We start from the raw sequence: 24,559 nt of genomic DNA, 5'->3' as shown, positions 1-24,559 counted from the left end.
TCCCCGGCCCTGGCCGACCCGACCGTTCTTTTTCGTCCCATCTCTTTTCTGCAAACCTATTCTCCCAAGCCCATGAAATCTTCGCTAACCTGTTTCCTGCTGGCGTTTTTGCTGGCTTGCTGTTGCGGCCGGGTGCAGGCCCAGACGCCTCCCGCGGGCTTCACGTCCACCACCGTATCCTCGGGCTGGAACGAGGCGGTGGGGCTGACTTTCAATAGCAGCGGCAGCAAAATGTTTGTCTGGGAGCGGCCCGGCAAAGTGTGGGTGGTGGTGAACGGCCAGCGCCAGCAGCTGCTCGACATCACCGAAGAGGTGGGGGCTTGGGAAGACCAGGGCCTGCTGGGCTTCGCGCTCGACCCCAACTTCGACACCAACGGCTACATGTACCTGCTCTACGTGGTGGACCGGCACTACCTCATGAACTTCGGCACGGCCAGCTACAGCTCTACCACCAACGACTACTATAGCGCCACCATTGGGCGGCTCACGCGCTACACGGCCACGCCCAGCGGCACGAGCTACACGGTGAACCCCGCCAGCCGCAAAATCCTGATTGGGTCGAGCAAAACCAACGGCATCCCGTCCACCTTCAACGGCCACGTCACGGCGGCCCTGCAGTTCGGCACCGATGGCACGCTGCTGGTAGCCACCGGCGACGGCGCCCACCCGTACCCCGATTTCGGGGCCTGGACGGCCACCTACGCGCCCCAGGCCCTGGCCGATGGCATCATCAAAGCGAAGGAGGACGTGGGTTCGCTGCGCTCGCAACTCGTGGATTGCTACAACGGCAAAATCCTGCGCATCGACCCCAGCAACGGCAATGGCATCGCCAGCAACCCGTATTACGACGCGGCCAACCCCGGTGCGCCCCGCTCCAAAGTGTGGGCGCTGGGCTTCCGCAACCCGTTTCGGATGACGCTGAAGCCTGGCACCGGCAGCACCGACCCCTCGGTGGGCAGCCCCGGCACCATTTACCTGGGCGACGTGGGCGCGGCCAGCTGGGAGGAAGTGGACGTGGTGACCGGCCCGCGCCAGAATTTTGGCTGGCCCTTGTTCGAAGGCCTCACGCCCTACGACGCCTTCACCACCTCGAACGTGTACAACCGCGACGCGCCCAACCCGCTCTACAACGTGGGCGGCTGCACCAAGCAGTTTTTCTATTTCCAGGACCTTATCAAGCAGGCCACGCCCACGGGCACGGCCACGTTCCCCAACTCCTGCAATACGGGCCAGACCGTGCCGAGCAGCATTCCCACCTTCGTGCACGTCCGGCCGCTCATTGATTGGGGGCACGGCACGGGGCCGTCGCGCACGGGCACGTTCAGCGGCAGCACGGCTACTACGGCCAATCTTGGCGCGGCCGGCTCGCCGGTGACGGGCTCGCAGTTTGGGGGCAGCGCGTCTACGGGCGGGGTGTTTTATCCTTACACCGATTTCCCGCTGCAGTACCGGAATACCTATTTTTTTGGCGATTACGTGGGCGGCTGGATTAAAAACCTGACCGTGAACAGCAGCAACCAGCCCAGCGCGGTGGGCGACTTCGTGCCCAGTGGGGCCGTGCCGGTGGCCTTCGCCACCAGCCCCGGCGAAACGGGCTTGTTCTACGTCAATTTTTACCCTTCGGAAATCCGCAAAATCAGCTACGTGACCACGGCCAGCCCGCCGGTGGCGGTGGCTACTGCCAACAAAACCTACGGCCCCGGCCCGCTCGCGGTGCAGTTCACGGGCAGCAACTCGACCGACCCCAACGGCAGCGCGCTGACTTACCGCTGGGATTTTGGCGATGGCACCGCCACCAGCTCGGCGGCCAACCCCAGCCACACGTTTTCGCCGCCCACCTCGGCCGTCACGCAATACACCGTGAAGCTCACCGTGACCAATGCCCAGGGCCTGAGCAACCAGACCACGCTGCTGATTTCGGTGAATAACACGCCGCCGCAGGTCACCATCACCAGCCCGGCCGCCGGCACGCTGTACCCGCTCACCAGCAACACCACCTACCAGCTGCGGGCCACCGTGACCGATGCCGAGCAGAGCGGCCACCTGCTCAGCTACCAGTGGCAGACCATATTGCACCACGCCAGCCACGAGCACCCCGACCCCGTGGACACCACCCGCCAAACCAGCACTACCATCGTGCCCTACGGCTGCGGGGCCGAAACCTACTACTATCGCATCGTGCTCACCGTGACCGATGCCGGCGGCCTGGCCACCACCCGGGAAGTGCGCCTCGACCCCGACTGCAACGCCACCAGCTTCACGCTCGTGGATGCCGATGCCGACGTGGACATTCAGGCCCTCACCAACGGGGCTATTCTGAACCTGGCCACCCTGCCCACCCGCAACCTCAACATCCGGGCTAATGCCAATGCCAGCACCACCGGCAGCGTGGTCTTTGCCCTGAGCGGAGCCCAATCCCGCAGCCAGACCGAATCGGTAGCGCCCTACGCGCTGTTTTCGGACAATGGCGGCGATTACAACCCCTGGACGCCGCCCGTGGGCAACTATTCGCTGCTGGCCACGCCCTACTCGGGCAGCGGCGGCACGGGCACGCCGGGCGCGGCGCTGTCCATCAGCTTTTCGGTGACGGATACCGGCACGCCGGGGCCGTTCACGCTCACCACGGCCGTGTTTGGCAGCGGCACCATTGCCAAAAGCCCGGACCAGGCCACCTACGCCAACGGCAGCACCGTGACGCTCACGGCCACGCCGGCGGCGGGCTTCGCCTTCACGGGTTGGAGCGGCGGGGCCACGGGCACCACCAACCCGCTCACGGTGACCATGAATGCCAATAAGAACATCACGGCCACCTTCACTTCTACTTCCACGCAGCAGGTCACGAGCTACACGCTGGTAAGTGCCGACAGCAACGCCGACATCCAGACCCTGACGGCCGGCATGACGCTGAACCTGGCCACCCTGCCCACCCGCAACCTGAACATCCGGGCCAACACTAACCCCAGCACCGTGGGCAGCGTGGTCTTTGCCCTGAGCGGAGCCCAAACCCGGAGCCAGACCGAGTCGGTAGCGCCCTACGCGCTGTTTTCGGACAATGGCGGGGCCTACAACCCCTGGACGCCGGTGGTGGGCAGCTACTCGCTCACGGCCACGCCCTTCACGGGGGCCGGGGGTGGTGGCACGGCCGGCACGCCGCTCACGCTGGCCTTCAGCGTGATTGACCAGGCCGCCACCACCTACACCCTCACCACGGCCGTGGTGGGCAGCGGCACGGTGACCAAAAACCCGAACACCGCCACCTACGCCAGCGGCAGCACCGTGACCCTGACGGCCGCGCCGGCTGCCGGCTACGCCTTCACGGGCTGGAGCGGCGATGCCAGCGGCACCACCAACCCGCTCACCGTCACGATGACGGCCAACAAATCCATCACCGCCACCTTCACCGCCACCACTACCTACACGCTCACGGTGAGCACCAGCGGCAGCGGCAGCGTAACCAAAACGCCCAACCAGACCAGCTACGCCAGTGGCACCACGGTCAGCCTCCAGGCCACCCCGGCGTCAGGCTACAAGTTCAATGGCTGGAGCGGGGCCGCCACCGGCACCACCAACCCGCTCACGGTGACGATGAATGCGAACAAAAGCATCACGGCCACCTTCGTGGCAACGACGACCTCCTACACCCTCACCACGGCCGTGACGGGCAGCGGCACGGTGACAAAAAGCCCGAACCAGACCAGCTACCTCAGCGGCACGAGCGTGACGCTGACGGCCACGCCCGCCGCTGGCTATACCTTCTCGGGCTGGAGCGGCGCGGCCACGGGCACCACCAACCCGCTCACCGTCACGATGACGGCCAACAAATCCATCACCGCCACCTTCACGGCCAGCGGCCAGCAGGTGACAAGTCTGGTGCTGGTGAATGCCGACACCGACCTCGACCTGCAACCTCTGGCCACGGGTGCGGTGCTGAACCTGGCCACCCTGCCCACGCCCAACCTCACCATCCGGGCCATCACCAGCCCGGCCACGGTGGGCAGCGTGCTCTTCGTGCTGAGCGGGACGCAGTCCGTCAATCACAATGAAAACCTGGCTCCCTACGCCCTGTTTGCCGATTCCAACGGCGACTTCAACCCCTGGAGCCCGGCCATTGCCCTGGGCAGCTACACCCTCACCGCCACGCCCTACTCCGCCGCCGACAATGGCGGCACGGCCGGGACTCCGCTCAGCATCAGCTTCACGGTGACCAACCAGGCGGCCCGCGTGGCGGCCGCGACAGCGGCCTCGTCCACCAAGGCAAGCCTGAGTCAGGCCGCCGCCTACCCCAACCCCTCCGCCGACGGCCGCTACTCCCTGCGCCTGCCCGATGCCTTGCAGGGCGCGGTGCGCTACCGCCTGCTCACGGCGCTGGGGGCCACCGTGGCCACCGGCACCCTCCCGGCCGATGCCCCGGTGCAGCGCCTCGATTTCTCGCATGAAATCAACGCGGCCGGGCTCTATTATCTGCTGCTCGAAAACGACCACGCTGCCGCCCGGCTCAAGCTGCTGCGCCAGTAGGGGCTGAGTGAGCCGCCCTGTCATTCCGACGCAGGAGGAGTCTGAGGAAAACCGTTAGGCGAATTTCCTCAGATTCCTCCTGCGTCGGAATGACAGGGCGGCTGGTTGAATAGGCTTTCCCCTCGTGGCCCGGACCGGTCCGCGAGGGCTTTTTCCGACCCGTTTATCTCTTGCTTTTCAGGCTTCCGGTATGGTGCACCACTTACATTTTTTCCGACTATTGAGCTGCTGCTGGGTTTGGCTGCTGGCGGGGCCGGCTGCCGCGCAAATACGCATTCTATTCATCGGCAACAGCTTCACAAATGGCAAGTACACGCCGGTGCTGAACTATAACGCCGCCGGCATCACCGACGAAAACTACGGCCTGCCGCCCGGCAGTCCCCGCTACCAGACCGACCCCACCATGCCCGGCCCCTGGGGCGGCGTGCCGGGCATCTTCAAGAAAATGGCCGACCAGACCGGCCGGGCCTATGATGTGCACGTCGAAGTAGTGAGCGCGGCCACGCTGGCCTACCACTACACCAACGCCCTGCCCGTGGTGCAGCAGGGCCCTTGGGACCAGGTGGTGCTCCAGGAAAACAGCACCCAGCCCCTGCCCGTGGCCCGCACCGGCCAGCCTGCCGATTTTCTGACCTATGCCACCCGCCTCGAACAGGCCGTGCACGCCAGCAGCCCCGCCGCCCGCGTCTACCTGTTCCAGACCTGGCCCCGGGCCGACATGACCTACCCCACCGGCCAGCCCTACTCCGGCCTGCCCATCGATACCATGATGCGCGACCTGCGCCGAACCTACGGCTACCTGGCCACCCACAACGCCCGCATCGCCGCCGTGGCCCCTGTGGGCGATGCCTGGCTGCGGGCCATGCAGGCCGGCCTCGCCGTGCGCGACCCTTACAACAACCCCAGCGCCACCCAACTCAACCTGTGGGGGGGCGATAACCTCCACGCCAGCAAGTGGGGCTCGTACCTGGCCGCCTGCGTCCTGTTCGCCCAGCTCACCGACATCGACCCGCGCACCCTGGGCCCCGCCGAGCAGGCCGCCGTGGCCCTCGACATCACCGGCCCCACCGCCGTGGCCTTGCAGCAGGTTGCATTTCAGCAGGTATTTATGCCCGGCGTGGCGCTCCCCGTGGTGCTCACCGCGTTTGCCGCCCAGCGCCAAGCAGCCGGCGTGCGCCTGCGCTGGGCCACCGCCACCGAGCTGCAAAATGCCCGTTTCGACGTGCAGCGCAGCCCCGATGGCGGGGCCTTTGCCACCATCGCCACCGTGCCGGGAAGCGGCAATTCTTCCCAGCCCACCAGCTACGCGTTTTTCGATGCCCTGGCCCCGTCGGCGGCGCTCTACTACCGCCTGCGGCAGGTGGATGTGAGCGGCGCGGCTACCTTCTCGCCGGTGACGGCGGTAGGGCCGGTGGTCGCGCCGGTGTCGCTCTATCCCAATCCGGCCCGGGAGCAGCTTTTCATCGCGGGGGCGGCTGCCACGGCCTACCGCGTGCGCAACTCCCTCGGCCAGCTATTGCGGCAGGGCTCCATGCCCGGCGGGCAGGCCACCGTGGAGCTGGCCGGCCTGCCCGGCGGCCTCTACCAGCTGGAGCTGGAAACGGCCATCGGGCGCGTGCGCCGCACGTTTGTGCGGGAGTAGGTTGAGGATGGGGATAGGATGAGGGAATGGAGAATAAGGAATAAGAAGGCCGTCATGCTGAGCGAAGTCGAAGCATGACGGCCTGAATTTTTGTTCTTCAAACGCCGCTACGGCAGCACGAAGCGCCCCGCGTAGCGGCCGCCCGCATTCACGAGGTGCAGCACGTAGGTGCCGGCCGCCAGCCCGGCCACCGGCACCGTGCCGCTGCCCGAGGCCGCCAGCGGATACCGTCCCAGCCGCTGCCCCATGATGGAATACAGCTCCAGCTCCTCGGTGCCGGTGGCCGGGCCGGCAAAGGTGTAGTGCAGCAGGCCATCGCCCGGCGTGGGCACGTAGGCCAGGAGCAGGGCCGGGGCCGCGCCGGGCACCACGGTCACCACGCGCACCAGCGAATAGGTGCTCGTGCCGTCCACATCCACCTGTTGCAGCCGGTAATACAGCTTGCTCAGGTTGGCGGGCAGCTGTTTGTCGACGTATTGGTAGGCCTGCGCCAGCGTGGTGTTGCCGTGCCCGGGCAGGTGGGCCACCGAAGTGAATTCGCGCCCATCGGTGCTGCGCTGCACCACAAATTCCTTGTTCTGCTCCTCGGTGGCCGTGTTCCAGCGCAGCTGCACCGCGCCAGCCCCCAGCGGCTCGGCCAGAAACGCCGTGAGCCGCACCGGCAGCGGCGGGGCCACCACCACGAAGCTGATGGTCAGGGGCGAGCCTGCCGTTCCACCGCCCTGGGGTGCGTCAAATGGTGTGGCCGTAAGCGTGTACGTCCCGCCCAGCGGTGTCCAGGAGTTGTAGGCCCCGTTCAGGTCGCTGAACAGGGCATAAGGAGGCAGGTTTTCCACAGTGGATTGCACCTGTGGGCCGCTTAGTTCAAACACCACGCTGCCCACCGTGGCGGGGGTGGTGTTGGCCCGAATGTTCAGGTGCTGGGTGGGCAGGCCATTCAGAATCAGGGTCATGCCGGGTACCATTACCTGTATGTCGAGATTAGTGTCGGCATTGACCAGGGAAAAGCTGCTTACGCCGCCCACCGAGTTGACAAACGAAAAGCTGAGCGTGAGGGGCGCGCCCGATGCGCCCCCAGGGGAGTAGGGCGTACCCAGCAGGGAGTAGCTGCCCAAGGGGGGCACCCACGGAAAATAATCACCCTGGAAATCGCTGAACAAGGCATAAGGCGCAATTCTTTCCGTGCTATTTCGTGTCTGCGCACCGCTTAGGTTAAACACCACGCTGTCAACCGGGAGTAGGTCGGTATTGGCCCGGATGTTCAGGTTGCGGGTGGGCAGCGTGGCCAGGTCTATCACCATGCCCGGCGTCATGATGAATAGGTCCTGGTCGGTGTCGGCATTTATCAGGGTGAAGCTGACGATGGAGGCAGCTCTGGCCGTAGTGCCGGTGCCTGCTACCCAAGTAGGGAGCAACGGTGTAACCCAGGCAAACAGGCTGATTAATAGCGATAAGTAGACCTTGATTTTCATGACAGGGAGACGTTGAAAGTGGATACTTAACCGGCTCACCCAGACACTGGCATCCAGAAAGAGTATGCGTGGATGAGTTATTGCAAATATAATATATATAATTAATTAATAAATATAAACTTTCTAAGTTCGAGGTTCTGCTTATTGTATATTTATTGCAAACTTTTGAGATAAAATAGCCCAACAGTAGTGTGCTGCCTGCCAGAACCCTAACTACACGGTAGCTCGGGCGGCGGTCCACGCCGGCGATGCAAGAGCGCAAGAGCACACGGCAACTTATCAGCACGGAAGTACTGATAAGTTGCCGTGATAAACACTGTTCTAACCCGTGCTAAGATGTAAGATGGTTGTTCCAGCCGCTACTAGGCAGTAGTGACCGGCGTGTTCGCCGCCCGCCGGGATACCGCCGGGGCCTGAGTTGCCGCCGGCCTCGGCTGTGCCGCCCGCGCCTGAATGAGCGCCCGCGTGGCCCAGATGCCGCGCCGGTGCTGCCACACGTAGCGGTAGGCCCGCAGCGAGGGCCGCTCCAGCAGCAGGCAGTAGAGCAAAATGCCCAGCTGCCGGGGCAGCGCCCGCAGCCACTGGCCCGGTAGCTGCCGCGCCGGCGGGTTCTTGAGCAGCAGCAGCCACTGGTTTTTCACGGCATCGGCCTTGATGGTGCCGTTCAGGCGCAGGCGGCGGCGCAGGTCGGCGGGGCGGAACTCGCGCGGGTGCAGGGCCCGGCAGGCGGGCTCAAACCAGGTGCTCCAGCCGTAGAGGCGGCCGCGCCAGGCAATGTCCCAGTCCTCCTTGTGGGCAAAAAAACGCTCGTCGAAAAACTGCCCATCCACCCGCAAATCATCGATAAAAGCGCGGCGGTAGAGCGGCAGCGCACCATCGGCCCCATCCACCGGGCCGGCAATGAGGGGCGTTTCGGCCAGCAGGTGGCCGTGGTGGCGCAGCCGAAAGCGGCCGTCGGGCAGGGCCTCCAGCCCGGTGCTGTCGATGCGTGGGGCGGCCCCGGGGCTTTGCAGCAGCAGGCCGCACACCGTGCCGGCACTGGGGTGGGCGCGCAGCGTGGTCATGGCCCGGCCCAGGTAGTTCACGGCCATTTCGATGTCGGGGTTCACCAGCAGCACAGCCTCCGAGGTGGTGCGGTCGAGGGTGTAGTTGTGGCCGCCGCAGAAGCCGGTGTTGCGCGGCAGCGGGTGCAGGCGCACGCGGGCATCGGTGGCGGCCAGGGCGGCCACGCGGGCGCAGGTGTCGTCGGCCGAGGCGTTATCCACCACCCACACCTCAAAGTCGGCATACGTTTGGGCCAGTATCGAGCGCAGGCAGGCTTCGATGACGTCGGCGCTATTCCAGCTGACGACGGAAATCAGAACGGAAGGCATGGCGGTAGGGGAGGTTTGTACTGTTATCCAGAACGTCATGCTGAACGCAGCCGAAGCATCTCTTCCGCGCCAGTAATCAATGACGACTGCAACGAAGCGGTAGAGATGCTTCGGCTGCGCTCAGCATGACCGGTTTTTACACTCTAAAATTTTACTCCCTCACGCACTAACCGGCTGACGCAGGGCTATTTCCACGGCTTGGCGCAGGGCCGTCAGGTCCACGGTGAGGTCGTCCTGGCGGTCGGCGGTGGCGCGCTGGGCCGAGGCCGATTCCAGGGCGCAAATGATGGGGTAGTGCGGCATGCCCAGGCGGGCGGTGAGGTCGAGGTAATCGGGCACCACCAGGTTGCGGGGCAACAGCTCGATGAGCGGCGTGCCCTCGGCGCAAAACATGATGTTGACCAGCCCCGCGCCCACCGGCCCCACCACCGCCCGCGCCCCGGAAAACAGGGCCGCTTTCTCGCGGAAGCTAAGCTCGGTGAGGGCGTAGCTTTCGAAGCCATATTCAGCCAGCAGGGCTTCCACCTCAGCCTCGTTGCGCACCCGCCGGAAGGCGGCATCGCGCCGGCTCACATATACCAGCGGGCTGAAGCGGGTGGCGCGAGCCGCCGCGGCCGCTAGGGGCCGGAAGGCGTCCTTCATAAACTCGCCGGCCCAGCGCGGGGCGTGGCGGCCGGTGCCCCGCACCGGCGAGGTGAGCAGCAGCCGCTGGGCGCGCAGGTGCGTGGTGGTTTGCAGGTCGATAATCTGCTCGCTGCGAATGCCCAGGGCCAGCAGCGTTTCCATCACAAAGTGCTGCTCGCGGCTATAAATCAGGAAGTAGTCGACTTCATCCCACAGGCCGGCTTCCTCCACCAAATGCAGACGGGGCAGCGAGTCGAGGAGCCAGTGGTAATAGTTGCCCATGGCCGCGCCGCCGCCCGAAAGCAGGCTGCACACCGTGCCCGACACCTGGCCCGGCGACCGAAAATACCGCTGCCGGAAAATGGGGTTTTCGGCCGGCGGGGCCACTGCGAAATTGCCCGCCGAGAATTGCAGCGACACATCGCCCACCAGGTGGTTATCGGCCGCGACCACGGCGATGGTGCCGAAATTATCGGCGTTGATGCGAGCGTTGGGCAGCAGCAGCACAAAGGCGGCGGCCACTTCCTCCTGCTCGGCAATGCGGTCGTAGTAGGCCGGGGCTAATGATACAAACTCGTCGGGCACGGTGAGGTGCGAGGTGTAGGCGGGGTACACTTCCACGTAGTGCGCGCCGCTGCCGGGCTGGTTGGCCAGGGCTTTGGCGGTGGGGTGCACGCCGATGGGGCGCAGGTGCTCGTGGTGCGGCACCAGGTCGCGCAACAGCCGGCCGGTGCGTCGTTGGGCACGGGTAATGAGGTCTTGCATGGTCAGATGAGTTTGCTGGTGGGAGGGGGAAGGCCCGGATGATGGTGGTCGGTCGGGTATCACAATACCTGGTGCAGGCAGCTGCTGAGCGCGTTGAGGTCCACGGTGAGGTTTTCGCGCCAGCCGGCGCGGCGGGAGGTGATGGGGCCATCGGCGGCATCGGCTACCAGATAGCGGTGGCGCAGGCCCAGGCGGTAGCACAGCTCGGGGTATTCCACCACCGTGAAGTGCTTGGGAAACAGCTCGACTACCGGCGTCCCGGCCGGGGCAAACACCAGGTTGGCCAGGCCCGCGCCGGTGGGCGCTACCACGGCCCGTGCCCCGGCAAACAGCGCCAGCTGCTGCTCAAAGCTGTAGTCGCTCAGCACGTGCGTCTCGAAGCCGTAGGGCCGCAGCAGGGCTTCCACATCGGGCTCGTTGAGGACGTGGCGGGCGGGGGCGTCGCGTCGGCTCAGGTACACGTAGGGGCTGAAGGTTTGAGGGGCGGCGGCGGCGCGCAGCTCGTCGCGCAGGAAGGCGCAGGCCCATTGGGGGGTGTGGGTGCCCGCGCCGCGCACCGGCGAGGTTACCAGCAGGCGGTCGGCCACGAGGTGGCGGTGAGTGCGCAGGTCGAGTACCTGCTCGGGCCGGATGCCCAGGGCACGGAGCGAGTCGGCCACGAAGCGCCGCTGTCCATCATACACCAGGAAATAGTCGATTTCATCCCACAAACCCGCTTTTTTGAGCAGATGCAGGCGCGGCAGCGAGTCAATCAGCCAGTGGTAATAGTTGCCCACCGCCGCCCCGCCGCCCGACAGCAGGCTGGCCACCGTGCCGCGCACCCGCTGGGGCTCCGAGAACCAGCGCTGGACAAACACGTTGTTTTCCTCCGGCCGGGCCAGGTCTGAGCGTTGCGCATCGTATTGAAACGAGGCATCGCCCACCAGCCGGTTGTCGGGGCTGATGACGGCCACGCTCAGGGCGTTGTCGGCCAGCAGGCGGCCCTCCACCAGACTTAGCACGAAGGCGGCCGGGGCCTTCTCCACGCGGTTGGGCTTGGCGTGCAGGCCGCCGTAGTCGGTGGTGTGGGCGTAGAGGTCGGGCGTCACGTTCAGGTACGACACCTGCGCGGGGTAGGCCTCGGTGTAGCTAGCCCCGCTGCCGGGGCACGCGGCCAACCCCCGGCTGCTGGTATGCACACCCACAGGGCGGTAGTGCTGGCGGCGGGGCAATAGCTCGCGCAGCAGGCGGCCCGCCCGCTGCCGCCCCCGGTTCAGAATGTCAGGCATTTTCACAGCAGAAAAAGGGTAAAAGCGAAGAATGAGGGCGTGGCGGCCGTGCTACTCCACGGGTTGGCCCTGCCCGGCGGCCTGCCACTCGGCCGAGGCCAGGACCTGGCGCAGGCCGGCTTTCAGCGAGAGGCGGTGGCGCCAACCCAGTGCGTGTATCCGGCTCACATCAAGCACCTTGCGCATGGTGCCGTCGGGCCGCGAGAAGTCGAAGTGGATTTCGCCCGCGAAGCCGGTGAGCTCGGCAATCAGCTCGGCTAACTCGCGGATGGACAGGTCTTGGCCGGTGCCCACGTTCACGGGGGCGGCTTCGTCGTAGTGGTCCATCAGGTAGAGGCAGGCCTCGGCCAGGTCGTCGACGTGCAGAAACTCGCGGCGCGGGGTGCCGGTGCCCCACACGTCCACGCGGGGCCGGTTGTGCTGCACGGCTTCCTCAAACTTGCGCAGCAAAGCGGCCATTACGTGCGAGCTTTCCAGGTCGTAGTTGTCGTTGGGGCCGTAGAGGTTGGTGGGCATCACCGTGATGAAGTTGCAGCCGTACTGGTCGCGGTAGGCCTCGCACATCTTCACGCCCGCGATTTTGGAAATGGCGTAGGGCTCATTGGTGTGCTCCAGCGGGCCGGTGAGGATGTATTCCTCCCGAATGGGCTGCGGGGCCAGCTTGGGGTAGATGCACGACGAGCCCAAGTACAGCAGCTTGCGCACGCCGCAGCGTTGGCTTTCGTGCAGCACGTTGGCCGTAATCATCAGATTTTCATAGATAAAATCGGCCCGCAGGGTGTTGTTGGCGTGGATGCCGCCCACCTTGGCGGCGGCCAGCAGCACGTATTCGGGCCGGGTTTCGGCAAAAAACCGGCCCACGGCCGCCTGGTTGGTCAGGTCGAGCTGGGCCGACGTGCGGGTGATGAGGTTGGTGTAGCCCCGGCGCGTGAGCTCGCGCAGTAAGGCCGAGCCCACCATGCCCCGGTGGCCCGCGATGAAGATGCTGGAATTCTTTTCCATGAGTAAAAAAGCGAAAGCGAAACGGTGGAATGGCGCGGCAGCGGGTGCCCGGGGCCGGCTATTCGTCGTGGTAGCTGAGCACGGTGTGGCCGGCTTCGAGCAGCACGGTATCGCGCCGGAACAGGGTCAGGTCGCTCTGCACCATGTCGCTCACCAAGCCGGCCAGGTCGTACTTGGGCACCCAGCCCAGCTCGGCCCGCGCCCGGCTGGGGTCGCCGATGAGCAATTCCACCTCCGTGGGGCGGAAGTAAGCCGCGTCCACGGCCACCACCTGCTGGCCGGTCCGCAGCTGGAAATCGGGGTTGTGGCAGGCCCGCACGAAGCCCACTTCGGCCACGCCCTCGCCCGCAAAGTCTACTTCGATGCCCAGCTCGGCAAAGGCCAGGCGCACAAAATCGCGCACTTTAGTCGTCACGCCGGTGGCAATGACGTAGTCGCGCGGCTCGTCCTGCTGCAACATCCGCCACATGGCCTCCACGTAGTCTTTGGCGTGGCCCCAGTCGCGCTTGGCGTCCAGGTTGCCCAGGTAGAGACGGTCCTGCAAACCCAGCGCAATGCGCACCACGGCCCGCGTAATCTTGCGGGTGACGAAGGTTTCGCCCCGGCGCGGGCTTTCGTGGTTGAACAGGATGCCGTTGCAGGCATACAGGCCGTAGGCCTCGCGGTAGTTCACCGTAATCCAGTAGGCGTAGAGCTTGGCTACGGCGTAGGGCGAGCGGGGGTAAAAGGGTGTGCTTTCGCGCTGCGGCACCTCCTGCACCAGCCCGTACAGCTCCGAAGTGCTGGCCTGATAGAGCCGGGTTTTCTTGCCCAGGCCCAGAATGCGGATGGCCTCCAGCAGGCGCAGCGTGCCCAGGCCGTCCACATCAGCCGCGTACTCGGGCGTGTCGAACGAAACCTTGACGTGCGACATGGCCCCGAGGTTGTAAATCTCATCGGGCTGCACTTCCTGCACGATTCTAATCAGATTTGTCGCATCGGACAAGTCGCCGTAGTGCAGCTTGAAGCGCACGTCTTTCTCGTGCAAATCCTGGTACAGGTGGTCGATGCGGTCGGTATTGAACATCGACGAGCGGCGCTTGATGCCGTGTACTTCGTACCCTTTACTCAGCAGCAGCTCGGCGAGGTAGGCCCCGTCCTGGCCCGTAATTCCAGTAATTAATGCGCATTTCATAAGCAGTAGTGAAAATGAGGTGAGAAATGACTGTCAGGCACCCCGGATAGAGTAGGTGATAGCAAGATAGTGATTTATATCAACATTCATATATTGTTCATTCATTAATTTATTTTTCCGACAAGAAAAACCTGTTATTCTACCGAGGAGCTGTTGTAGCACCGACTATAAAACCCACCCTCTTCCCGAAACCAAAAAAGCCTGGCCGCAGGGGCCAGGCTTTTGAGCAGGTGCGCGTCGCGCATTTAGAGAAGATACTAGGGCAGCGGGGTGGCTTGCTTCCAGAGCTCGATGCCCGAGATGTTGGCCATGCCGCCGGTGGTACCCACGTTCACGGTGCCATCGGTCACGTTGGCCGTGAAGGGGCCGAGGCGGTCCCAGTGGCCGGCCGAGCCGCTGTTGTAGCCGCTCAGTACGGTTTTGCCTTCGAGCGAGATGTTGAAGGTTTCCGCGTTGTTATCCTCCCACACGTAGAGGTACACGCTGTAGGTGCCGCTGGTTACGCCGCTCAGGGCCAGGCCGGTGCTGCTGCCGTACATCGACGAGCGAATCATGCTGGCGCGGGTGGCATCGGTGGTGGGGGTCAGGGTCACGTTCTGGTTCGAGAAGGCGGTGAGGCCGGTGGCGCGGAAGTTAGCTGCGCCCGAGCTGGCGGCCCAGCTATTGCCGTCGAGGGTGATGGCTCCGCCGCCCAGGTTCACGGCCCGAACGAAGGTGGGCGCGGTGGTGGTGGGCGGTGTGGTGGTCGTGGGGGCCGTTACGGTCACGCTAACGGCGGCCGAAGTCGTGGCAACAGCGGCGTTGTTGGTAGCGCGGGCCGTGAGGCTCAGCGTGCCGGCCGTGGTGGGCGTGTAGCTGAAGGTGTAAGGAGCCGTCAGGTCTTCGCCGAGTTTAGTCACCCCATTGAAGAACTCCACTTTCGTGATGGTGCCGTTGGTCGAGGCGGCCGAGGCCGTCAGGTTCAGGGCCGTGCCCACGGTGCCGGTGCTCGGGGCGCTCAGGCTAACGGTGGGGGCGCTGGGCGTAGTCGGCGTGGTAGTGCCCGAGTTCTGCTTCCAGATTTCGATGCCCGACAGGTTGTTGTTGTTCGAGCTCACCGTCCCGATGTTGATGGTGCCATCGGTCACGTTGGCCGTGAAGGGGCCGAGGCGGTCCCAGTGGCCGGCCGAGCCGCTGCTGTAGTTCGACTGCACGGTCTGGCCTTCGAGGGTGATGTTCAGGGTCACGGGGTTGTTATCTTCCCACATGTAGAGGTACACGCTGTAGGTGCCGCTGGCCACGCCGCTCACCGCCGCGCTGATGTTGGGGTCATACACCGAAGCACGAATCATGGCCGCGCGGGCGGCGTCGGTGGCCGGGTTCAGCGTCACGCTCTGGTTCGAGAAGGGCGAGCCGTTGATTTGGAAGTTAGCGGCGCTGTTGCCGTCTTCAAAGCTCAGGCCATCGATGGTGGTGGCGGTGCCGCCTACGTTAATGGCCCGCACGAAGGTGGCGTTGGTCGGCGTAGTGCCGGTGCCCGTGGTGGGCGGCGTAGTCGTGGTCGGGGCCGTCACGGTTACCGAAGAAACGGCCGTCGAAGTAGCGGCGCCGGCGTTGTTGGTGGCGCGGGCCGTGAGGCTCAGCGTGCCAGCCGCCGTGGGCGTGTAGCTAAAGGAATAAGGAGCCGTCAGGTCTTCACCGATTTTAGTAGCGCCGTTGAAGAATTCCACCGTGGTGATGGTGCCGTTGGTGGAAGCGGCGGTAGCCGTCATGTTCAGGGCCGTGCCTACGGTGCCGGTGCTGGGCACGCTCAGGCTAACGGTGGGGGCGCTGGGCGTGGTAGGCGTAGTAGTGCCGCCGCCGCCGCTGGTGCCGCCCACGCCAAGGGTGATGCCGTTCTGCGACAGTTTCTGCTGCCAGAGCGTCCATTCGGCCTGCTCATCGGCCAGCGTCAGCGGACGGTCAGGAATGTGCGTGGTGCTCGTGCAGGTGGGGCAGGCGCCGGGGCTGGTGTCCTGGCGGTTGGTGTAGGGCGTGTTGCCGCCCTGGTAGAAGAAACCAATGAAGTTATTGGTCATATCGTTGTTGAAGAACACCGAACCCGACTGCTGGTAGGCGTTCCAGAGGCCGGCGGCGGCGTAGCCGGCGGGCATCTTAGAGCCGTCGGGCAGCAGGCCGCAGGTCACCATGCGGTTATTATAGTAGTGGTTGTCGTGGCCCGAGGCGATGTTCATGGCCGCGCAGGTGCTCACCAGCTGGTTGTTGTAGCCATTAATAAAGGCCGTGGCACCGCTGGCCGACTGGGCGTCGCCGTCAATCGTGATGCCCGAGCCCGTGTAGCTCGACCCCGTGGCGGGGTAGGGGTAGGCGCCCTGCACGTAGTTGTCGTGCAGCTTCAGCGGGCTGCCCGAGGTGCCCGACGAGTTGTAGAAGTTGATGTTGTCCTCCACCAGCGACTGGTTGGGCTCGTTCAGTACTTCATTCCAGGCAATTTCGGCCCCGACCAGGCCGAGTGCGCCGTTCATGCCCAGGAAGTTGCAATAGGTGCCGCCGCCGTTGCGGTAGCGGCCGTCCAGGTTTTTCGATTGGTTGTAGCGGATGGTCAGCGTCTGCGAGGCCGTGCCGTTGCCGCCCCACTGATAGATGTCGATGCCCGTGGTGTGCTCGAAGTAGTTGTGCTCAATCACAATCGACTTCGCCGAGTTGGCCTCCAGGAAGCGGCCGTGGCGGGTGTTGTCGGCGCTCTGGGCCAGGCCGTAGCCTTTGTTGTTGCGCACAATCAGGTTGTCGCCGCCGTTTTTAGCGTCAATCAAGTCGCCGGCACCGGCCAGCACGCAGTTCTCAATAACGACGGGCTGCGTGGTCTGAATCGTGATGACCGGCACATTAGAGTCGGTGCTGCGGTAGTTACCCGTATAAGTACCGCCCTGCGTGATAACGAGCGGGCCGGAATACGTAACGTTGGGGGCCTGCGCCATGGCCGGATTCATACCCGGTGCTACCGCGAGGAAGCAACTAATAGCCGCAGAAAGAATGCCAGTAAGTGGGCGTGTTACAGGGGAAAGAGCGAAGGTGTGCTTGAGATTTTTTTGCATTCTTGAAAAACTTGAAACGAAAAAAATGATTGGCAATGGCCCCTTCAACCCAGCCAAAAATCTATTTGTTCCAAGCCTTCTGATAGAATTTGTTATATATCATAAAATGCAATTTAAAATTGCTCGTTAGCATAGGTCCGCCTGCGGGATAGGTTTCCCAGGCTGAGAATGCTGCTTTGGCAAGCCGTGTGCAGGCCGGTAAACTTCATCAAAGCAGCCTTTATAAAGCCCATTTAAACATAATAGGGGCTTGTTATGTGCTTTAAGGGGGCTTTGGGTTGGGGTGCCGAAGTCGGCGTTATCACAAGCCGGAAAAGCTCGTCATCAGCTTTTGTAACTGATATATATGATTGGTTAAGCTAATTATTTGAGATTAATTAAATTTTCAATACTTCGCAAAGTGCAATAGCGTATAAGTTGTTATATTTAAGATATGCAATATTTAATTTTTGGTTGAAAACGGCTAAAACTTGATTTAAATTGAATTAATTCAAGTTTGCCTATCAATATGATTTCGGCCTGAATGAAGTCATGATGCTCCGCATGGCCCCGCTATCGACGCTGGGAGGCTGCTGAAGGCGCATTCGGGGCCGGGCGGGAGTGGCGGCCGGGCCTACGTGCAGGCGCTGCGCCCGCAGCTTGTGCTGCCATAGCTTCCATTCGGCCTGCTCGGTTTGCAGGGTGATGGGGTTGGGTAGGTGGGTGGTGGCGGTGCAGGGCGCGCAGGCATCGGGGCTCAGGTCCTGACGGTTGGGCAGGGGAGTGCTGCCGCCCCAATGCACGAAGCCCACCACGTTATTACTGACCTGGTTGTGGAAAAACACGGTGGGCGGCTGCTTGTAGGCATTCCAGACGCCAATGCCGGCGTAGTTGGCCACCAGTCGGGTGCCGTCGGGCAGCAGGCCGCTGGTGATGATGCGGTTGTGGTAGAAGTGGTTGTCGTGGCCCGAGGCGATATTCAGGGCGGCGCAGGTGCTCACCAGCTGGTTGTCGTAGCCCTCCACGAAGGCCGTGGTGGTGATGGGGGCGCGGCCGGTGCCGTCCAGGGTGATGCCCGAGCCGGCGTAGGTGGCGCTGGTGGCCGGGCTGGGGTAAGCGCCCTGAATGTAGTTGTCGTGCAGGCGGGCCGGGCTGGTGCGGGTGCCGCCCGAGTTGAAGAAGTTGATGTTGTCCTCGACCAGCGACTGGTCGGGGTCATTAATAATCTGGTTCCAGGCCACTTCGATGTTGGCCAGGTTGGGCAGGCCATTCAAGCCCAGGAAATTGACGGGCGTGCTGCCGCCGTTGCGGTAGCGGCCGTCGATGTTGCGGGCCGAGTTGTAGCGCACGGTGAGGGTTTGGGCGGGGGTGCCGTCGCCGCTCCACTGGTAGATGCTGATGCCGCTGGTGTGCTCAAAATAGTTGTGCTCGACGCGCACGGATTTGGCGGAGTTTGCTTCCAGAAAGTGCCCGTGGCGAATGTTATCGAGGCTTTGGGCTAGGCCGTAGCCCTGGCAATTCACCACGGTGAGCTGGGCGCCGCCCCGGGTGGCCTCAATCAGGTTGCCGGCCCCGGCCAGCACGCAGCCGCTGAGCGTGACCGGCTCAGTGGTTTCGATGCTGACGCAGGGCAAGCTGGAATCGGTGCTGCCGAAAGTGCCCGTATAGGTGCCGCCGTGGCGGACGATGAGCTGGGCCGGGCCGCTGGGGTGCCGTCCGCAGCCCGCCGGGAGGCCCGCGCCGCTCAGTGCCGCCAGCATGATGGCGTAGGCCGCCGGGCGCGGCCAATAGGTGGGCGGGCTCATACCAGTGCCACTTTTTCCGATTCCCAGCGCACGGTTTCCTGGTCTTCAAATACCACGAACTGGGCCAGGGACTGGATGGGCTGGTCGGGGCGGTGCAGGTGGCAGAGGGGCACGCGGCCATAGAAGGAAGCCCACATGGAGTAGGTGCTCAGCGGGCCGATGATGTAGTCGCAGCCGGCCAGCGCGTACAGGTCTTCCAGCGGGTGGTCGGTGGAGCGGCCGGTATCGAACTCGGCAAAGTCCGCGGCGGGGATGGGCTCGTTGGAAAACAACAGGAAGCGTACCCGCGCATCGGCCGGAAACAGGGCGCGCATTTCGCGCATGGCCCGCACGTAGGTGGCGTTGGTGTAGAGGTAGGCCCCGCCGTACCAGCCAGCGTAGTCGCCCCGCCGGATGTGTACGCCCACCAATACGTCGGCGTGGGTGCGGTTGGTGGCCAGCACTTCGGCCACGGCATCGCGGTGCGGCTTTATGGGCCGGAAGAAGCGCCGCAGCAGGTCGCCGTGGCGGGCGAAGTTGGGCTTGTCGCGGTATTGCCAGCCGTGCACCATGAGATGGCGCGGGCCGTGGGCCTGGGCCAGATATTCGGCGCTGTTGAGGTCGACATCGCCGGTGGGCAGGTCGCCTACGAGGTGCACACCCAGTAGGCGCGGCAGCCAGGGCAGGCGCAGGAGCACGGGCGGCCCCACGCGCCATTGCAGCACGCGGTGCAGCATATCGGGCACGGGCTGGTCGGCGTGGAGGCGCACCGGCAGGCGGCCGAAAAAGCTGTCGCGCTGGCCCACGGTGCCTTCAAAATAAGGCGCGTAGCTTTTGAAGGCGGGAATGGCCAATTCGTAGTCGTGCTCCACAGCATTGACTAAAAAATGCGAGGTGAGGAGCAGGCAGTTGCCGAAACCGTGGAGGTCCTGGGTCAGAATAACCATAGCGGGAGGAAGGATTTGGGGGTGAAGGGAAGGGGGAGTAGAAAGTAGTCGGGGCATTGGCCCGTCATGCTGAGCGTAGTCGAAGCATCTCTACCGCTTCGTTGAGTCAGCATTGATTACTTATGAGGTAGAGATGCTTCGACTACGCTCAGCATGACGTTCTTTTTAGCCAGCTAAACAGCTTATGTTAGTGCATGAAATACCCCGCCAGCCGCCTCGCGTAGCCATTCAACAGGAAGTAGGGCAGGTAGGGGCGGGGGCAGTTTTTGAGGGAGAAATGCGTGAAGTTGCGCAGGTTGCCGCCGCCCCGAATGCCGAATAAGTGCTGCAAATAGCCGCGCAGGCTGCGCTGGCGGCGGGTTTGCTCCTGGCCGCTTTCTTCGGGGTAGGTGCTGAGGCGGGCGTCGTAGTTGCAGAACACGGGGAAGCCGTGGCGGCGGGCCACGCTGGTGTAGTCGAAATCGGCGAGGTAGTGCGGCAGGCGCTTTTCATCGAAGAGGCCAATGGCTTCGATGACGGCCAGCGGAATGAGCAGGCCGCGGCCGGGGAGGTAGGTGACGGGGTGCAGGCCGTGGCGCTCGCCGGGCGTGAGCTCCTTGAGCAGGTCGTGGCGGGTGTTGGTGCTCCAGTCCAGGCGCTCGCCGCCGTACACGGGCTCGCCGGTGGCGGCGTCGAGCTCCAGCGCACCCAGCACGGCGGTGGGGTGCTGGTCGGCGTAGGCCAGCATTCGCTCGATGAAATCGGGCAGGGCCAGCACGTCGTTGTTCATGGTGAGCACGCGGGTGGCGCCCAGGGCCAGGGCGCGGCGGATGCCGGCATTCACGCCGGCCGTCCAGTAGAGGTTGCCGTCGCCGGTCACCACTTCCACCTCCGGAAACTCGTTGGCCAGCACCTCGGCCGTGCCGTCGGTAGAGCCGTCATCAACCACCACGACGCGGAAATCGGTGCGGGTTTGCTGTCGAAGCGAGTTCAGACAGGCGCGGGTGTAGGGCAGGCGGTTGAAAACCGGAATGACGACGTACAGCATAAAAAAGGCTTACAGGGGAAGGATGGAGGGCAGGAGTTAAGAGTTGGCAGTTAAGAGTTAGGAGTTAAAAGTTTGTGGGATTGCACGACCTCGGGGCGGCGCTTGTGGCGGCGCAGGCGCGAGAGCGGCAGCTTGCGCCGCCGGGCCAGCAGGGAGGAGGGTTTGGCCGGGGCCAGGTTCAGGTCGTGCAGCATGGTCAGGAGGCGGTCGAGGCGCTGGGGCCAGGTTTGGCGCAGGGCGAATTCGTAGCCGGCGCGGCCCATGGCGCGGCGCGCCTCGGGGTGGTCGTACACGTATTCCACGGCGCGGGCCATGGCGGCGGTGGCCACGGCCGGCGACTCGACCGATACCTTGATGGCGGCCGCATCGGGCAGAAAGGTGCGCGCACCTTGGTGGTTGAGCGTGATGATGGGCAGGCCCGTGGCCAGCGCCTCCATGAATTGCGAGGCGAACGAATCGCGCAGCGAGCCGAACAGAAACACGTCGCTATTGAGCATGGCGGCGTGGACTTCGGCCCACGGCACGCTGCCGCGCCAGGTCACGCGGCCCATCAGGCCGTACTGGGCAATCCAGCCGGGCACGAGGTCGCGCATCGGCCCATCGCCCAGCACGGTGAGGTGAAACCGCACCCGCTTATCGACCTGCGAAAGCGCATCGAGCACCAGCGGCAGGGCTTTATTCGGATAGAGCCGGCCCACCCACAGCAGCTCCAGTACGGAACGCGCTGGCCGCGCCGGAAACTCGGCCGCCCGAAAGGCTTCGGAAAGGCCGGTATCGAGGAAAAGCTCTACCCGTTTGGCTCCCAGCCGCCGGGCCAGGTTGGCCGATTCGTCGTTGGAAGCCAGCACCAGGGCGGCGTGGCGCAGGTTTTGGCGCAGGTTGTAGTCGAAGGTGGTGAGCACCCAGGTGAAGGCCGAGCGCAGGGTTTCGGTCTGGAACCAGTCGGGCAGGTACTGGCGGAAGGCGATGGGGGCTTTCTGCGCGCCGCCCACCGGACCGTACACCAGCGGCTTGCCCAGCCGCCACAGCCAGGAGCCCATTTTCAGGCTGCTGTAGGTAGCGTGGTGCACCAGGTCGAAATCAACTTCCCGGTCGAGCCGCCGGGCCAGCCGCCAGGCCGTGTACTGCCAGATGAAGTAGTGCAGATACACCCCAAACTGCCAGCGATACAGAAACTGCACCCAGCCGGGTACCTTCGGATATACGAACTGAATGCGGCCGGCCGCGCCCTCGTGGGCATTATTGGCGAGGAAAGTGGCGATGCCCAGCCGGCCATACGGCGTGGTGAGGCACCACACGCGGTGGCCGCGCTGCGCCATGCCCCAGGCCCAGTGGAAGCCGTTGCCGCACTCGCCGCCCTGGGCGGGGTTGCAGGCATAAGAGGAGACGAGAACATTCATGACGATAATGCAGAAGCGGGGTGAGGGTGAGCAAGCGGGGACGCCACGGGCTTGGGCGACGAGGGGGCGGGCGGGGTAGCCGCCGGGAGCAGCCGGGCCACTAGTCGCCGCACCGTGGCCCAAGCGCGGCCGGCCAGGTGTTCGCGGAAGTGGCGGGCGTCGCGGCGGGCATCGCGCAGCACGGTGGGCGGGTGGCGCAGCGGAAAATTTAGCTCGTGCGCGGCGGGGTGAGCATCCTGGTCGTAGGGGTCGAAGGTGTGGGTGGCGTCGTTGCCGAAGCCGATGTTGGTGACCAGGTTCACGGCCGGGATGATGGTGAGGCCACCGTTGCAGGCCACCGCGAAGTGCCACTGGTAGTCCCAGATGTGGGGTGGCTGCGGGCCAAGGCGCACCGCCTCGAACTTGCGCAGCCAATACTGGCGCTCCAGCCAGACGGGGTAGATATTATCTAAATCGCCGCGCCGGCGCAGCTCGGTGAGCAGGGTGAGGTGAATATCGAAGTGCCGCCAGGCGCGCCGCCAGGTGGCCCAGCCCCAGCTGTGCACCCGCCCCGAGAAATGGTAGGAATCGGCCTCGGCCGGCACGGGCCACCGGGCATCACGGGAGAGGTTGTTGCCGCTGATGTGCATCACGCGGCTATCGTAGCGGTAGCGGCGCAGCAGCTGGTCGCAAAAATTGAAAAAACTGGCCGTGGGCAGGCAGTCATCTTCGAGAATAATACCCTCCGGCTCTTGCCGAAAAAACCAGTCGATGGCCGTGGCGGGCCCCAGGCCGCAGCCCAGGTTGTCGTCCCGAAACAGCGTCTGGACCGTGCAGGGCCAGTTTACTTCGGCTTCTATTAAGGCACGGGTTTCGTTGCACAGGGCGGCATCGGTGGGGCGGCCGGGGCGGGGGCCATCGGCCGCCACGTAGAGGCGGGCGGGCTGGGCCTGGCGCACGGCCGCCAGTACGCGCCGCGCCGCCTCCGGGCGGTTGAACACGATGAGCAGCACGGGCGTGTCCAGCTCAGGGGCGGGCGAGGTTGGGAGCGTGGGCATGGCGGGAAGTGGCAAGAGAATCGAGGCGAGGCAGGCGCTGGCGGGCAGGCTGCGGGATAGCGGGAGCGGGCACGGGCACCCGGCCGGGCTCGGCGGCGGCGGCCAGTGAAAGGCCCAGCAGACCGAAGAAATACAGCGGCCAATCGTAGGAAATGCTGTAGACCAACGAGCTGATGCTGTACACGATGAGCACCGCCGAAGTGGGCGGCAGTGGGGCGCGGCTCAGCAGGCGGCGGCCCAGCAGCAGCAGCGGCACCAGCACCGTGAGCAGCAGCCCGAGAATACCGAAATAGAACAGCCGGTCGACGTAGAAGCTGTGGAAATGGTGGCCCGTGCCATCGGCCCATACCTGCACCTGGCCGCCGCCATCCTCGGCCAGGGTGTAGAACTGCACCGGCAGCTCAAAGCCCTTCAGGCGCATGCCGGCAATGGGGTATTCTTCCAGATACGGCTTATAGGCTTCGAACTGCTTCAGCCGCCAGCTGCCGGTGCCCTGCTTGTCGGGGTGCAGAATGTCGCCCACGCTGGACTCCAGCTTCTTCACCACTTTCGGGTCGCTGAGGGCCACTAGGCCGCCCGAAATCAGGACGAACAGCGGCAGCAGCACCATGGGCAGCAGCCGGGCCGAACTGAGGCGGGCACCTTCCACGCGGCCCAGCATGAGCAGCACCGCGTTCAGGGCCAGCGCCGCGCCCATGGCCACCCACACCGAGCGATGCTGCAGGAAGATAATTAGCGCCGCCCCCATAAAAAAGAGCAGCAGCCGCATCATCCCGCCCCGCGTCAGGTACTGGTTGAGGTAGTAGAGCGTGGGCAGCAGCAACATCATGGCCGAAGTGGAAGCAAAGCCGCGCTCATTATCCAGAAATGCCGACAGGCTCAGCGCATCGGGGTGGTACACGGCTAGGTCGGCCAGCAGGCCCAGCATCACGGTGCCCATCAGCAGGCCAAATGGCGGCGGCCCAAACCGGCGGTAAAACGCATAAAGGCCAAACACATGGCTTAATATCAATAGCTTGGCAAACACGTGCGGATACACCGCCCACGAGCCCCAGCCGGCATACGACTCCAGCGCCAGCCCGCCCAGCGCCGCCACCACCACCAGAAACCAGCGCCGCATCAGCGGCTGCATATACCGGAAGTACAGCACCGAAAAGCCGCACGAAGTAGCCAGCAGCAGCAGTCCGAACTTCGCCAGCACCGGCGAGCCCTCATCGGCCAGCGCAAACTCCGTGAAGGCGCGGTCGGTGATAATCACCCCCAGCACCGGCAGCACGTACAGAAAGCGTAGGCTTAGCTTCATTTTGGTGTGGAGTTTGGGTGGTGTTAGCAACTACAATGGCCGTCATGCTGAGCGCAGCCGAAGCATCTCTACCGCTTCGTTGCTTCAATTGGATTAGTATTGAGGTAGAGATGCTTCGACTGCGCTCAGCATGACGTTCTTTTGGTTCGACGTTCTTTCGAGTAGCCTCAGCA

The 24,559-nt window shown here is 64.2% G+C and carries 15 protein-coding genes; 2 read left to right on the top strand and 13 right to left on the bottom strand.

Annotated features, from left to right (window positions below):
* Nucleotides 1-72 precede the first annotated feature (72 nt).
* Together AAFH49_RS11225 and AAFH49_RS11220 are read left to right on the top strand one after the other, a co-directional pair.
* The gene (locus AAFH49_RS11225; RefSeq protein WP_342298152.1) at nt 73-4,515 is read left to right on the top strand and encodes an InlB B-repeat-containing protein; all 4,443 of its coding nucleotides are present in this window, start codon (nt 73-75) and stop codon (nt 4,513-4,515) included.
* A gap of 190 nt (nt 4,516-4,705) precedes the next feature.
* Nucleotides 4,706-6,157 (top strand): T9SS type A sorting domain-containing protein, encoded by a 1,452-nt coding sequence (locus AAFH49_RS11220; RefSeq protein WP_342298151.1) that lies wholly within the window; start codon nt 4,706-4,708, stop codon nt 6,155-6,157.
* A gap of 107 nt (nt 6,158-6,264) precedes the next feature.
* Here the strand turns inward: AAFH49_RS11220 and AAFH49_RS11215 are convergent, their stop codons facing one another.
* The 13 genes from AAFH49_RS11215 to AAFH49_RS11155 form a co-directional block, all read right to left on the bottom strand.
* Complete coding sequence (locus tag AAFH49_RS11215) at nt 6,265-7,629, bottom strand: T9SS type A sorting domain-containing protein (protein ID WP_342298149.1); 1,365 nt, start codon at nt 7,627-7,629, stop codon at nt 6,265-6,267.
* 362 nt (nt 7,630-7,991) lie between these two features.
* Complete coding sequence (locus AAFH49_RS11210) at nt 7,992-9,002, bottom strand: glycosyltransferase family 2 protein (protein WP_342298148.1); 1,011 nt, start codon at nt 9,000-9,002, stop codon at nt 7,992-7,994.
* Nucleotides 9,003-9,161: 159 nt separating this feature from the next.
* A complete protein-coding gene (locus AAFH49_RS11205; RefSeq protein ID WP_342298146.1) occupies nt 9,162-10,391 on the bottom strand; it encodes a glycosyltransferase family 61 protein in 1,230 nt (409 codons plus the stop codon).
* A 59-nt stretch (nt 10,392-10,450) separates the two neighbouring features.
* On the bottom strand, nt 10,451-11,659 hold the full coding sequence (locus tag AAFH49_RS11200; RefSeq protein WP_342298144.1) for a glycosyltransferase family 61 protein: 1,209 nt from the start codon (nt 11,657-11,659) through the stop codon (nt 10,451-10,453).
* Nucleotides 11,660-11,710: 51 nt separating this feature from the next.
* Nucleotides 11,711-12,661 (bottom strand): GDP-L-fucose synthase family protein, encoded by a 951-nt coding sequence (locus AAFH49_RS11195; protein WP_342298142.1) that lies wholly within the window; start codon nt 12,659-12,661, stop codon nt 11,711-11,713.
* Between the two features lie 58 nt (nt 12,662-12,719).
* Nucleotides 12,720-13,835 (bottom strand): GDP-mannose 4,6-dehydratase, encoded by a 1,116-nt coding sequence (gene gmd, locus AAFH49_RS11190; protein ID WP_342298141.1) that lies wholly within the window; start codon nt 13,833-13,835, stop codon nt 12,720-12,722.
* Between the two features lie 257 nt (nt 13,836-14,092).
* Nucleotides 14,093-16,804, bottom strand: a complete 2,712-nt coding sequence (locus AAFH49_RS11185) for an Ig-like domain-containing protein (RefSeq protein WP_342298140.1) — start codon at nt 16,802-16,804, stop codon at nt 14,093-14,095.
* A gap of 608 nt (nt 16,805-17,412) precedes the next feature.
* Complete coding sequence (locus AAFH49_RS11180; RefSeq protein ID WP_342298138.1) at nt 17,413-18,693, bottom strand: hypothetical protein; 1,281 nt, start codon at nt 18,691-18,693, stop codon at nt 17,413-17,415.
* Nucleotides 18,690-19,619 carry an alpha-1,2-fucosyltransferase gene (locus tag AAFH49_RS11175; protein ID WP_342298136.1) on the bottom strand — a complete coding sequence of 310 codons (930 nt, stop codon included), beginning with the start codon at nt 19,617-19,619 and terminating at the stop codon, nt 18,690-18,692. The genes AAFH49_RS11180 and AAFH49_RS11175 overlap by 4 nt, the downstream gene beginning before the upstream one ends.
* A 187-nt stretch (nt 19,620-19,806) precedes the next feature.
* The gene (locus tag AAFH49_RS11170; RefSeq protein WP_342298134.1) at nt 19,807-20,646 is read right to left on the bottom strand and encodes a glycosyltransferase family 2 protein; all 840 of its coding nucleotides are present in this window, start codon (nt 20,644-20,646) and stop codon (nt 19,807-19,809) included.
* Nucleotides 20,647-20,696: 50 nt separating this feature from the next.
* A complete protein-coding gene (locus tag AAFH49_RS11165) occupies nt 20,697-22,046 on the bottom strand; it encodes a glycosyltransferase family 4 protein (RefSeq protein WP_342298132.1) in 1,350 nt (449 codons plus the stop codon).
* Nucleotides 22,043-23,083: a nucleotide-diphospho-sugar transferase gene (locus tag AAFH49_RS11160; RefSeq protein WP_342298130.1), complete on the bottom strand. Its 1,041-nt coding sequence runs from the start codon at nt 23,081-23,083 to the stop codon at nt 22,043-22,045. Before AAFH49_RS11160 ends, AAFH49_RS11165 begins: the two co-directional genes overlap by 4 nt.
* Nucleotides 23,052-24,386: an O-antigen ligase family protein gene (locus AAFH49_RS11155; RefSeq protein ID WP_342298128.1), complete on the bottom strand. Its 1,335-nt coding sequence runs from the start codon at nt 24,384-24,386 to the stop codon at nt 23,052-23,054. The genes AAFH49_RS11160 and AAFH49_RS11155 overlap by 32 nt, the downstream gene beginning before the upstream one ends.
* Nucleotides 24,387-24,559: the final 173 nt, after the last annotated feature.

This window comes from Hymenobacter segetis (assembly GCF_038448715.1).
Lineage (GTDB): Bacteria > Bacteroidota > Bacteroidia > Cytophagales > Hymenobacteraceae > Hymenobacter > Hymenobacter segetis.
Note: the sequence above shows the minus strand (reverse complement) of the source record. Positions and strands in the feature narration are given on the sequence as shown.